Origin of the sequence: Brevibacterium sp. RIT 803 (assembly GCF_016892625.1) — a bacterium.
GTDB lineage: Bacteria > Actinomycetota > Actinomycetes > Actinomycetales > Brevibacteriaceae > Brevibacterium.
In genome coordinates this window covers 233,526-246,992 of sequence record NZ_JAFEMW010000005.1, presented here as the reverse complement: position 1 = coordinate 246,992, position 13,467 = coordinate 233,526, and the positions used below count along the sequence as shown (strand labels likewise).

Genomic DNA, 13,467 nt, shown 5'->3' with positions numbered 1-13,467 from the left:
CGAATCTCAGTTCACATCATTCGGCCAACGTTTCCGCAGCCGAGTCGACCACCTCGGCGTGGCCCTCTTCCTGATCTTCAGGCTTCTTGATGAAGAACGAGAGCACCACGGGCACCAGAGCGATGATTGCGGCCAACAGGAACGCATTGTGCGCTCCCGGCGCACCCGACTCCGCAACGGAGCGTCCCGCAGCCTCGCCCGAGTGCAGAGCGGAGGAATAGATCGAGATGAGAAGCGCTGTACCGGCCGCTCCTGCCACCTGCTGCATGGTGTTGAGCGCAGCGGATCCATGCGAGTACAGCTTGCGCTCGAGCGACCCAAGGGAGGCGGAGAACAGGGGCGTGAAGGACCCGGCCAGTCCCAACGACATCACGGTCTGGATGACAACGAGCACCCAGGTCGGAGTACCCACCCCGACCATGGAGTACGCGAACATCGATGCAGCGATCATGATCGATCCCGGCACCAGCAGGGTTCTGGGTCCTCGTGCGTCGTAGATGCGGCCCATGACGGGAGCAAGGACGCCCATGAGGATCGATCCCGGCAGCAGGACGAGACCCGACTGAGTGGCGTTGAGCCCGGCAACGTTCTGCAGGTACAGCGGAAGCAGGGAGAAGGTACCGAACATAGCCAGTGCGACGACGGCCATGATGATGACCGCGATGACATAGTTCTTCGCGGAGAAGACGCGCAGGTCGAGCAGTGCCCGATCTTCCTTCTGCAGCATCAGCTGTCGCCAGGCGAACAGGGCCAGGAAGACGAGTCCGGCGGCGATCGCAGTCCACGCAAAGCCGGTTGACGAGCTTCCTCCCGCGTCGCCGCCATGTCCTCCGCCGAACTGGCTGAGGCCGAAGACGATACCGCCGAAGGCGAAGACAGAAAGAACAACGGAGAGGTAGTCGATCGGTACATGGGTGCTCTCACCCAGGTTCGTCATCCACTTTGCACCGAGGCCGAGTGCGATGAGCGCGATAGGCAGGACGATGGCGAACAGCCAGCGCCAACCCAGAGAGTCGAGCACGATGCCCGACATCGTCGGACCGATTGCCGGTGCGAGGGAGATGACAAGGCCGACTCGGCCCATCATGCGACCGCGCGAGTGCGCTGGGACGACATTCATCATGGTCGTCATCAGCAGGGGCATCATGATGCCGGTGCCCGCTGCCTGGACGACCCGTCCGACGAGCAGGACGGTGAATCCGGGAGCCACGAGGCAGATCAGGGTGCCCGCGGAGAACAGGATCATCGCCGCCAGGAAGATCTGGCGGGTGGTGAAGCGCTGCAGGAGGAATCCGGTCGTCGGAATGACGACGGCCATGGTGAGCATGAACGCACTGGTCAGCCACTGGCCGAGCTCCGGAGGGATCCCGAGCGACGCGTTGAGCTCCGGGATTGCAATGGCCATCGTCGTTTCGTTGAGGATCGCGACGAAGGCGGCCACCAGGAGCAGCCAGATCACCCGCATTCCGGCAGGATCGATGGATTCAGCCTGTGCGTCGTTCGCACGTGAGTGAGAGGTGTCGCTGGACAAGGGGGTGCTCCGATCAAAAGGTATGTCATCGCCCGGAGTGGGCGGGAAACTGCTCACAGCAGCCAACTGTGCGTGCAGACAAATAGGTCAACGAGGATACACTCCAGCTTATTCCGTCAGTTCCGAATTGTCGGTGGGGAAAACCTCAATCTGACAGTATCGTGATTCAACTCTCTTACGGCCGTCTATGCCTGTCAGCAGAACTACAGAGGCGACCGGGCCCTCCATGCCTAAGACCGTGAGATCGACGCATACCTGAGATGCGATTGATGGGCTGGGGCTGGACTTTCGGCCGGACGTGGAACTCGCTGCCAAGGTACTCAAGCGCCTGTTTCCCGAAGTCGAACTCGGCAGGGCCGGCATCAGAACAGGGGGGAAATGGCATCCGGTTCCACTCTGGTCATCGCCGCAGTGATACAACGAAGGCTCCGAACCATGATGGTTCGGAGCCTTCGTTCGATGGTGGAGGTAAGGGGACTCGAACCCCTAACCCCCTGCTTGCAAAGCAGGTGCGCTACCAATTGCGCCATACCCCCAGAAGGGATTCACCTTCACACCGAATCGGTGTGTTCGGACCATTCGGCTTGGGCACTTTGATTCTTGTGCCGCCACCCGAAGAATGCACCGAGCCCCACCAGAGTGAGACTGCTGAGAATCCATTTCTTCATGATCCTCCTCGAAAGGATGTGGGCCTACCTGGACTTGAACCAGGGACCTCTTCGTTATCAGCGAAGCGCTCTAACCGCCTGAGCTATAGGCCCTTTTCAGGGGGTGAACCCGAAGTAAAACGATACCCAACGGCTCATTCCAACACAAATCGGCTGACAGTGACTCGCCTCACATGACCTCATCATACTCTGAGATCGGCCCTGAACCGACTGACAACGGCTCGGAATTCCCGAGTTGGGATTCCGAGCCGCCGTCGGCTTCTGGAGTCAGGGTGGGGCAGATGAGCCCCGAAGCAGGCTGCTGCAGGGCTCAGTCGTCGGTTCTCAGTCGTCGGTCAGTGTGAGATGGAATCCACCCGCGATGAGGGATCCGATGTTGTAGATGAACGCAGCCAAAGTCGACAGTGCGGTCATCAGCACGATGTTGATGACCGCGATGATGAAGCCGGCTGCCACGACTCGGCCGAACCCGAAGATCCCGACGATCTTCTCAGCCGATTCCGCGCCAGCAACTTCGGAAATAGTCGTTTCCAGACCGCTCATGACGCCGGTGGCCTGGAGGACGACCCAGAGCACGACGAAAGCCACGATGGTGGCGATGCCGATGGCCACGGACATGAGGAACGACATCTTCATGACCGACCATGGGTCCACCGCTGACACGGTGAGGCGAACAGTACGCGGGCCCTTCTTCTTTTTATTGCCCTTGCCGCTGTCGACCATGTTCTTGACGCCCATTTTCACGCTGCCGGAGCTGGCACGAACGGTGTTGGCCGCTGATCCCATCGCCGAGGTGGCAGGGCCGCTTCCGGACGAGGCCTTCTGTGACCCGGTTGCCTTGCTCGAAGGCGCGGAGCCGCCTGCGGCAGTTCCGGACGAGGACTGTCCGGCCGCAGCCGCACCTCCTGAGGACTGTCCGGCCGAAGGAGCCCGGTTGGGCTTCGGCGAGGCTTTGGGAGCAGGAGGAGCCACCACTCGGGTCTTATCGGATGACTTGCCCGAATTCCCGGAGTTGCCCGAACCCGCCGAGTTTCCGGAGCCGGCCGAAGGATCAGCCTTCTCCCCGTTCTTCGACGATCCTGCCGTCAAGCGGGTGGAACCACTGGACGTGCGTATGATCTTGCCTGAGCCTGGCTGTTTGTTGTCGCTCACTCTTCCACATCCTCGCTGCCGGTCTGAGGCTCTACGTCCTCACCCTCCGGTTCCTCAGCTTCTTCGTCAAGTTCTTCGACCACGGTCTCGGGTCCACGCGTTACTGCGATAATACGATCATTCTTGCCCGGTTTCGCGAACACCACACCCATCGTGTTGCGTCCCTTAGCCGGAACTTCATCGATATTCGACCGAACGATCTTACCGCGCTCCATGACGACGAGGACTTCTTCTCCCTCATCGACGATCAGTCCACCCACCAAGTCTCCGCGCTGCTCGGTGATCTTGGCAACCCGGATTCCCAGGCCGCCACGGCCCTGCAGACGGTATTCGTCGACCGGAGTCCGCTTGGCATAGCCACCTTCTGTCACGACGAAGACGAAGGTGTCGGGCTGGATGACATCCATGGTCAGCAGCTCGTCATCACCCTTGAACTTCATTCCTGTCACACCGCCGGTGACTCGTCCCAGTGGGCGAATCGAGTCGTCGTCGGCTGCGAACCGGATCGACATTCCCTTGCGGGAGATCATCAGGAGGTGATCCTCAGAGCTGACGATCCGTGCCGAGACCAGCTCATCCGGCTGACCCTTGTACTCACGGAGGTTGATCGCGATGACACCGCCCGTACGGTTCGAGTCGTACTCGCTCAGACGGGTCTTCTTGACCACACCGGACATCGTGGCCAGGATGAGGAAGTCAGCCTCTTCGTAGTCTCGGATGGAGAGCACCTTGGCGATCGTCTCACCCGGCTGCAGAGCAAGCAGATTCGCCACGTGCTGGCCCTTGGCATCCCGTGATCCTTCTGGGAGCTCGTAGGCCTTGGCGCGGTACACACGACCGGTGTTCGTGAAGAACAGCAGCCAGTTGTGTGTGGAGGTGACGAAGAACTGCTCGACCACATCGTCGCCGCGCAGGTTTGCACCCTTGATGCCCTTTCCACCCCGGTGCTGTGCCCGGTACAGGTGGTTCTGGGTGCGCTTGGCATATCCGCCGCGGGTGATGGTGACGACGACCTCTTCCTCAGGAATCAGGTCTTCCATCGACACATCTCCGTCGAATCCGGCCAGGATCTTGGTCCGGCGGTCGTCACCGTAGCGATCGACGATCTCGTCGAGCTCTTCCGAGACGATCTCACGCTGGCGGGCGGGAGTTGCGAGGATGTATTTGAACTCAGCGATCTGCTGTTCGATCTTCTCGGCCTCTTCCTGGATCTTCAGGCGTTCCAGGGCTGCGAGACGACGCAGCTGCAGATCGAGAATGGCGTTGGCCTGAATCTCATCGACCTCGAGGAGCTCCATCAGACCCGTGCGAGCTTCGTCTGATGAAGGTGAACGACGGATCAGAGCAATGACCTCGTCGAGGGCATCGAGTGCCTTGAGGTAGCCGCGCAGGATATGTGCGCGCTCCTCGGCCTTGCGCAGACGGAATTCGGTGCGTCGGACGATGACTTCGATCTGGTGCTTGACCCACAGGCGCAGGAACGAGTCCAGGCTGAGGGTGCGCGGCACGCTGTCGACGATCGCCAGCATGTTCGCAGAGAAGTTCTCCTGCAGCGAGGTGTGCTTGTAGAGGTTGTTGAGTACGACCTTCGCCACAGCATCGCGCTTGAGAACGATGACAAGACGCTGTCCGGTGCGTCCCGATGACTCGTCTCGGAGGTCTGCGATGCCGGCGACCTTGCCGTCCTTGACGTAGGAGGCGATCTTCGCTGCCAAGGTGTCGGGGTTGACCATATGCGGCAGCTCCGTGACGACCAAGCAGGTGCGTCCCTGGATCTCCTCAACCTCGACGACGGCACGCTGCGTGATCGAACCGCGGCCGGTGCGGTACATGTCCTCGATGCCCTTGCGGCCCAGGATCGTCGCGGCCATCGGGAAGTCGGGGCCCTTGACGATGCCCAGCAGCGCCTCCAGTGCCTCTTCCTTGCTGACTTCGGGGTGGGCCAGGAGCCACTGAGCTCCGGCGGCGACCTCACGAAGGTTGTGCGGCGGAATGTTCGTGGCCATACCCACGGCGATACCAGAGGAGCCGTTGACCAGCAGGTTCGGGAACCGCGAGGGCAGAACCGTCGGCTCTTGGTTCCGGCCGTCGTAGTTGTCTTGGAAGTCGACAGTGCCCTCTTCGATGTCCCTGACCATCTCAAGAGCCAGTGGGGCCATCTTGCACTCGGTGTAACGAGGCGCGGCAGCACCGTCATCTCCTGGTGACCCGAAGTTCCCCTGTCCGGCGACGAGCGGGTAGCGCATAGTCCACGGCTGCACGAGGCGGACCATCGCATCGTAGATCGCAGTATCGCCGTGCGGGTGGTACTGGCCCATGACGTCGCCGACGACGCGTGAGCACTTCGAGAAGTTTCGATCCGGGCGGTAGCCGCCGTCGAACATCGCGTACAGCACGCGCCGGTGGACAGGCTTGAGTCCATCGCGGACATCCGGCAGGGCACGGCCGACGATCACGCTCATCGCGTAATCGAGGTATGACCTCTGCATCTCCAGATTGAGATCAACCTGTTCGACACGGTTGATTTCGGTTCCGATATCGTTTTCGTCAGCCAATGTGGGCTCTTCCCTTGTGTCTTAACCCGCGCAGCACGGCGGTGAGTGAATTCGTGAGAGTCTGTGTGACCGTCGGTTCCCGGCAGTGGCCGGGAACCGACGGTGAGGATCAGATATCGAGGAAGCGAACGTCTTTCGCGTTCTCTTGGATGAAGCGTCGACGCGAATCCACGTCATCGCCCATGAGCACCGTGAAGATCTCATCGGCCACAATCGCATCGTCGAGCGACACCTGCTTGAGCAGCCGGTGGTCAGGATCCATCGTGGTCTCCCACAGCTCCTCATAGTTCATCTCGCCCAGACCCTTGTAGCGCTGAATCGCCATGTCCTTGGGCAGACGCTTACCGGAGGCTCGTCCGGTTTCGAGCAGACCATCGCGCTCATTGTCGGTGTAGGCGAACTGGTGCGGGGCGTTCGACCACTTGAGCCGGTACAGGGGAGGAGTCGCCAGGTAGACGTAGCCGTGTTCGACGAGCGGCTTCATGTAACGGAAGATCAAGGTCAGCAGCAGCGTCGTGATGTGCTGGCCGTCGACATCCGCGTCGGCCATGAGCACGATCTTGTGGTAGCGCAGCTTGTCAAGATCGAACTCTTCGCCGATACCGGTGCCGAAGGCCGTGATCATGGCCTGGACCTCGTTGTTGCCCAGCGCCCGGTCGAGTCGAGCCTTCTCCACATTGAGGATCTTGCCGCGCAGCGGCAGAATCGCCTGGGTGTTCGGGTTGCGCCCCTGTGTTGCGGAGCCGCCTGCGGAGTCACCCTCGACGATGAAGACTTCGGAGATCGTCGGGTCTTTGGACTGGCAGTCCTTGAGTTTGCCGGGCATGCCCGAGGATTCGAGCAGTCCCTTGCGTCTTGTGGCTTCACGGGCCTTGCGTGCTGCCAGTCTCGCCTGGGATGCCTGGAGACCCTTGCGTACAACGTCCTTGGCCTGAGCCGGGTTGGATTCCATCCAGTGGCCGAGTTCATCGCGGACAACGCGCTGGACGAAGCCTTTGACCTCGGAGTTGCCCAATTTCGTCTTCGTCTGACCTTCGAACTGCGGATCGCCGAGCTTGACCGAGATGACAGCTGTCAGCCCCTCACGGATGTCGTCACCGGTGAGGTTCGCGTCTTTCTCCCGCAGGAGTTTCTGTTCCCGAGCGTAGTTGTTGATCAGCGAGGTCAGTGCCGTGCGGAAGCCCTCTTCGTGCGTGCCGCCCTCATGAGTGTTGATGACGTTGGCGTAGGTGTGGACCGATTCGCTGTAGGACGTCGTCCACTGCATCGCGATCTCGAGAGAGAGCGTCTCGCCGGGCTCCTCGGACTCGAAGACGATGACATCCGGGTGGATGAGATCGGCCTTCTTCGTCGCATTCAGGTACTGCACGTAGTCGAGCAGACCGTGCTCGTAGTGATACGTCGCCTCACGCGGTTTGGCGTCTGTCTCTTCGTCCTCGTCGATCTGGACGTTGTCGTCATCGATCTGAACGTGCCGTTCATCGGTCAGGCTGATTTTCAGGCCCTTGTTGAGGAACGCCATCTGCTGGAAGCGCGCCCGCAGATACTCATACGAGAAGTCGGTGGTCTCGAAGATCGTCGAGTCCGGCCAGAACGTCACCATCGTGCCGGTCTCGGAAGTCTCGTCGCCGCGGCGAAGCTCCCCTGTGGGAACACCCTTCTCAAAGTCCATGCTCCACACATAGCCGTCACGTCGGACCTCGACATCCAGGCGCTCCGACAGCGCATTGACCACTGTCGAGCCCACACCGTGCAGACCGCCGGCCACAGCATAGCCGCCTCCGCCGAACTTACCGCCGGCGTGCAGAATGGTCAGAATCACCTCAACGGTGGGCTTCCCCTCTGTGGGGTGCATCGCCACGGGCATTCCGCGCCCGTCATCGACGACTCTCACACCGCCGTCGGCGAGGATCGTCACCTCGATGTGATCGCAGTACCCGGCCATCGCCTCATCGACGGAGTTGTCGACGATTTCCTGAACCAGGTGGTGGAGACCGCGTTCCGAAGTCGAACCGATATACATGCCAGGTCGTTTGCGAACTGCTTCGAGACCCTCAAGTACCGTAATATCCCCGGCATCGTAATGGGGTAGATCCTCGGTCGTCATATGACTCCTAGTGCGGGTGGGCGCTAACAGCTTCCTATTCTACCGCGCCACGCCCTGAAATGCCCGTAAGCGGCCCATTAAGGTGCATTTGCGGATTTCTGAAGCCTCAGATGTACCCCCGGGCACGAACGGGACCGGCTATCGCCGTTTAAGGCCCTCTATGGTTTTTCAGATCTGCCGAGATGCAGACTCAGAAACTCCTCAGCCGAAGGTGTCCCGTGGCCCACGACCGGACACACTGCGCCGACCCTTCTTGAAACTGCGTCCCCGTGGCCCGCGGATCTCAATCTCCGTGATCGTCTGCGAGCCGAGACCAGCCTCCAACGCACTGAGGATCGTGGGCTTGAGCACGCGCAGCTGAGTCGCCCATGTCGTCGAGTCAGCGGCGATGATCAGCAGCGGAGGAGAGAAGTCGACGGGTTTGCAGTGCATTGCGACCTGCTCTCCCACAAGATCGGGCCACCGGCCCAGCACCTTGCCGATGTCGATGGAAGAAGACCAGCCTCGGGCTGAGATCAGCTTTCCCAGCGCAGATGAGATCGCCGCAGGGTCACGTTTGTCCTTGCCCGGCGAGGAGTAGATGGCTTCGCCTCGCAGTCGTGACCGGCGCCGGCTGCGGACGAACTTCGCCTCGGTCGCTTCCATCCGACGCACCCGATCAAGAGCTTCAAGTGCCGCAACCGGAGTTGAGGTGTCCTTCTCGATCCCACTCATGGGAGCAGACGCTCCTGACCGATTCTTCGGCCCTCAAGCTCTGCTGGCAGATCTCCATCGACGGCTGCGGTGATGAATACCTGCTCAGCTTCAGTGATCCGAGAGGCCAGACGGTTCCGACGCCCAGTGTCGAGTTCGGCGAAGACATCATCCAGGACAAGGACCGGCTGTTCGGCGGCCGACCCGGCATCGGAGCTCAGCAGATCCCATCCGGCCAGCTGCATGGCAAGAGCCAACGACCATGTCTCACCGTGTGAGGCGTAGCCCTTCGCTGGATGATCGCCGATGGTCAGAGCCAGATCGTCACGACCGGGACCGTGCAGGGTCAGACCCCTTTCGATCTCCGTTGTGCGTCTGCGTTCGAGGGCGGCCAGCAGCAGCTCCCGGCATTCGGCAGCGGATCCGGCCTGAGAATAGTCGATGCGCGAATCGTAGCGAGCCTTGATTCCCTGGCGTTCCAGTCGAGCATCGGCAGCGATATAGGCGAAGTTCTTCTGCAGCGGCTCGACGATATCGGCGAGGATCCTCTGCCTGCCGTACACCAGCTCGGAGGCGGAGTCCGCATAGGCCATGTTCCAGATGTCCAACGTCGCCTCGAGGCCGGGGTCGCGATCCTCGCGCAGACGTTTGAGCAGCGCGTTGCGCTGCTTGAGAGCACGTTCGAAATCTGTGATCACCGAGGAATAGCGAGGGTTGCGGGACACTACCAGGGTGTCGATCCACGATCGTCGTTCTGCAGGTTCGCCCCGGACAAGGCTGAGATCCTCTGGTGCGAAGACGACACAGGAGACGAGCCCGAGTATCTCCTTCATCTTCACCGGCGAGCGGTTGACCCGTGCCCGGTTCGCGCCCTTGGACTGGATCGAGACTTCGACCGTGGCATGTCGCTGATCGCGATTGACGAGAGCGGACACGGTTGCCGTCTGGGCGGACTCATTGACCAGCGGCGCATCGAAGGCAACTCGATGAGAGCGCAGATGAGCAAGATACCCGATGGCTTCGACGATATTGGTCTTGCCGGTCCCGTTGTCGGCCACGAATGTGGTGACCCCGGGTTCGAACTCGAGGTCGAGTTCGGGATACGACCGGTAGTTACGCAGCGAAAGTCGGGATATCCACATTCAGATACGTGTTGGCATGAGCAAGTACCGATACGATTCGTCCGCCGAGGATTCCAGATCCTTCTGCCCCGAGATGATGACGGGCTTCATCGGCTGGGTGAACGAGAAGTTCACGTAGGGGCTCTCGATGGCAGCGAGACCTTCGGCGATGTAGTGAGGGTTGAAGCCCACGGTGATCGGGTCACCTTGGAGCACTGCCTCGACGGCTTCCGACGCTTGGGCATCGTCGCCGGTTCCGGCGTGGAGTGTGAGCATTCCGTCGCTGACCTCGAAGCGCAGCGGGGTGTTCCGTTCGGCCACGAGGGAGACACGGCGGACAGCTTCACGCAGAACGCCGGTTTCGACGATCGCGTGGATCGGCACGGAATCAGGGAACAGCGAACGAACCTTGGGGTACTCGCCTTCGACGAGGAGTGAGGTTGTGACACGGCCCGCCGAGGTGAAGGAGATGAGATCCTTGCCTGCATCGTTGCTCAGACCGATCGTGACATCACCGCCGAGTGACTTCGAGACATCGGAGAGAGTGCGTCCGCGCAGAAGTGCGACAGCGGAGACGTCGGGACGTCCGGGGTTCCAGGTGAACTCCCGGACAGCGAGCCGGTAGCGGTCGGTGGCCAGGAGTGTGACCTTTTCGCCCTCGATCTCGACACGAACGCTGGTCAGGATCGGGAGGGTGTCGTCTTTCGACGTTGCGATCGTGACCTGGGAGACGGCGTTCTGGAATTCACCGGCCGCCACGGTTCCTGAGGCCTCGGGGACCTGAGGCAAGGCAGGGTATTCGCCGACAGGCATCGTCATCAGTGAGAACCGAGACGAGCTACAGGTGACGTCGACCTTCGAATCGATCTGTTCGAGGGTGACTTCCTGGTTCGGGAGGGCCTTGGAGATGTCGGCAAGGAGCCGGCCGGAGACGAGGACGGTGCCGGCGGTGACGACCTCGGCTGAGATCTCGACTCGGGACGAGACTTCGTAGTCGAAGACGGAGAGACGAACGGTCCCACCAGCCTCGGCGGTGATGAGAATGCCTGTGAGCACTGGTGCGGAAGGACGACTGGGGAGGGTCTTGGTTGCCCAAGTCACCGCATCGGCAAGGACATCGCGGTTGACTTTGAACTTCAGGGGAGATGCTTCGGCGTTCACTTTACTCCTTCGGGGCGACCACCCGACGTCTTCAAGACACTGGCTTGACGTTGCTCGGAAAACTCTACACAGCCTAGCGGAAATCTCAGCGTCGGGGCATCGAGCTGACGACAACATGATGAGCCACAGGTTCTGCTCAGACCAGGACCTTCAAGATCTCGCATTCGAGAATCGGCTGTGACCATGTGTTCGAATAACTGATCGCGGTCACAGCCTGTGTCGAGCTCTCCTTCGAGAGCTTCCCAACCGAGCCGGTGCAGTCGGTGGCGGTCACCCTCTTACAACTTCAATTCATGGAGTAGAAGTATTAGCACCTGTGGAGTTTGTGGACAACCAACTGTTACGCCCTAGTAATCAAGGGCTGAGCGACCTCCGAGGGTGTGGATCCCCTGTGCACGGCCACACATGCTTCGGTGGGCGCCTGGGTAAGCACATCCATGTAGTTCACATCCCTCCACTCACTTCGTGAAGTTATCCACCATTCTATCCCCAGGTTACGTGGCTTGTCCCCATGGTTATCCACAGATGTGTATACCGTCTTCTATAGGCGATGTTGCTGTTTAATGCGGTTTGTTAACTCGGTGACCTGAGTGTAGACCGCCCGTCGTTCAGCCATCTGAGTTCGAATCTTCTTGTTCGCGTGCATCACGGTGGTGTGATCGCGGCCGCCGAATGCCTGTCCGATCTTCGGCAGCGACAGCTCCGTGAGCTCACGGCACAGGTACATGGCGATCTGGCGAGCAGTGGTCAGTGTCCTTGATCGGGACGTGCCGCACAGATCATCGAGGGTGAGGCTGAAGTAGGCAGCGGTCTGGCCCATGATGTCGGCAGCAGTGATGGCTGGGGTGTCGTCTTGGGTGATGAAGTCCTTGAGGACGGTCTCGGCCAGACTGACGTCGACCTGTTGATCGTTGAGGTTGGCGAAGGCCGTCACACGGATGAGAGCACCTTCGAGCTCGCGGATGTTCGAGGAGATCCGCGAGGCGATGTATTCGAGCACGTCATTGGGAACATCGAGCTGTTCGCCGGCTGCCTTCCGACGCAGAATCGCAAAGCGCGTCTCCATGTCCGGGGGCTGCACATCTGTCAGGAGGCCCCACTCGAAGCGTGAGCGCAGTCGCTCCTCGAAGCCTTTGAGCATCTTCGGGGGCTGGTCGGAGGTGATGACGACCTGTTTGACCTCATTGTGCAGAGCATTGAATGTGTGGAAGAACTCTTCGACCGTCGCATCCTTGCCCTGCAGGAACTGGATGTCATCGATCATCAGGATGTCGACCTCGCGGTAGCGACGCTGAAATGCTGGTCGCAGGGAGTTCGAAGTCTTCGACGAACCGATCGTATTGATGAAGTCGTTGACGAACTCTTCGCTCGAGACGTATTTCACTCTGATCTCGGGGAACAGCTGCGTCGCGTAATACCCGATCGCGTGCAGGAGGTGTGTCTTTCCCAGCCCCGAATCGCCGTAGATGAACAGTGGGTTGTAGGCCTTGGCCGGTGCCTCGGCCACGGCGAAGGCCGCAGCATGGGCGAAGCGGTTGGACGCCCCGATGACGAAGGTGTCGAAGGTGTACTTGGGGTTGAGCTGGGCGACGCCGGGGACCTCGACCGGTGGAGTCGGCTGGGCGGCGGTTGCCTCGGCGATCTTCATCTCTCGCGTCGTTCTTTCCACAGGTGCCCCGTTGCTGGGCGCTGGCCCGGTGTCTTCGTACCTGGGCATCTGCGGCTGCGGATGTGGAGCGCGGTTGTAGGGCGCCGGAGTCTGAGGCTGAGCGTTCGCGGTCTGCGACGGTGCATAGGCTGCAGACCCGGTAGATCCCATCGCCGAGGTGGATGTCTCGGGATCGATTTCAATGGGTGATCCCGGTGTGGGTTCCCCGATGAGATCTTCGAACCTGATCGGAACGTCGAGTTCGGGATCGACGACGAACCCGAAGGTCACCTCGAAACCAAGAACATGAGAGAACTCCCGGGTCAAAGGCCCGAGGAGACGAGTCTCGATGGTTCTGCGCGTGTGTTCATCCCGGACAGCAAGCAGGACCAATGCGTTGTCGACGAGAGCCTTGGGCACAGCAAGCGAGAGGAAGCCCCTCTGATGAGCGGTGAGACTGGGGTCCTGATCCAGGGTCGAGACCACCGTCCGCCATTGGCTGATGAGCTCATTCTTGGAATTCGACACCGTCAATCTTCCTCCGTTTTCGTAGTTTCTTATTGGCATGGTCCACACCTGTGTATGACTTCCACATAGTTTTCCACAGTTTGTGGAGAACTGACGAGTCATCCCTGTAATCCTCCACACTGGTGGATAACCATGTGGAAAACTACACCCTTGTTACTTGTGGACGACCGCAGATGTGCAGACGATGAATTCCGGCGAACAGTTCACAACAGTGACGTGAAACATTGACTTCGAGTTTGACCAGGAACTTTGACCTTGGCTAAGATGGAGTGTCCTGTGTACCGGGCTTCATCCGATTATCTT

At 60.2% G+C, this 13,467-nt stretch carries 8 protein-coding genes and 2 tRNA genes; all 10 read right to left on the bottom strand.

Annotated elements, in window-relative coordinates:
* Positions 1-16: 16 nt before the first annotated feature.
* A complete protein-coding gene (locus tag JTF07_RS16700; protein ID WP_204235585.1) occupies positions 17-1,465 on the bottom strand; it encodes an MDR family MFS transporter in 1,449 nt (482 codons plus the stop codon).
* 526 nt (positions 1,466-1,991) lie between these two features.
* Positions 1,992-2,067: transfer RNA gene (locus tag JTF07_RS16695), tRNA-Ala, on the bottom strand.
* A 151-nt stretch (positions 2,068-2,218) separates the two neighbouring features.
* Positions 2,219-2,292, bottom strand: a tRNA-Ile gene (locus tag JTF07_RS16690).
* A gap of 231 nt (positions 2,293-2,523) precedes the next feature.
* Positions 2,524-3,351, bottom strand: a complete 828-nt coding sequence (locus tag JTF07_RS20940; RefSeq protein WP_353844000.1) for a DUF3566 domain-containing protein — start codon at positions 3,349-3,351, stop codon at positions 2,524-2,526.
* A complete protein-coding gene (gyrA, locus tag JTF07_RS16680) occupies positions 3,348-5,906 on the bottom strand; it encodes a DNA gyrase subunit A (protein WP_204235340.1) in 2,559 nt (852 codons plus the stop codon). The genes JTF07_RS20940 and gyrA overlap by 4 nt, the downstream gene beginning before the upstream one ends.
* 109 nt (positions 5,907-6,015) lie before the next feature.
* A complete protein-coding gene (gene gyrB, locus JTF07_RS16675) occupies positions 6,016-8,013 on the bottom strand; it encodes a DNA topoisomerase (ATP-hydrolyzing) subunit B (RefSeq protein WP_204235339.1) in 1,998 nt (665 codons plus the stop codon).
* Between the two features lie 201 nt (positions 8,014-8,214).
* A complete protein-coding gene (locus tag JTF07_RS16670) occupies positions 8,215-8,727 on the bottom strand; it encodes a DciA family protein (protein WP_204235338.1) in 513 nt (170 codons plus the stop codon).
* On the bottom strand, positions 8,724-9,848 hold the full coding sequence (recF, locus tag JTF07_RS16665) for a DNA replication/repair protein RecF (RefSeq protein WP_204235337.1): 1,125 nt from the start codon (positions 9,846-9,848) through the stop codon (positions 8,724-8,726). Before recF ends, JTF07_RS16670 begins: the two co-directional genes overlap by 4 nt.
* A complete protein-coding gene (dnaN, locus tag JTF07_RS16660) occupies positions 9,849-10,988 on the bottom strand; it encodes a DNA polymerase III subunit beta (protein ID WP_204235336.1) in 1,140 nt (379 codons plus the stop codon).
* Positions 10,989-11,529: 541 nt separating this feature from the next.
* Entirely contained in the window at positions 11,530-13,164 is a 1,635-nt protein-coding gene (gene dnaA / locus JTF07_RS16655) for a chromosomal replication initiator protein DnaA (RefSeq protein WP_204235335.1), read from the bottom strand.
* Positions 13,165-13,467: the final 303 nt, after the last annotated feature.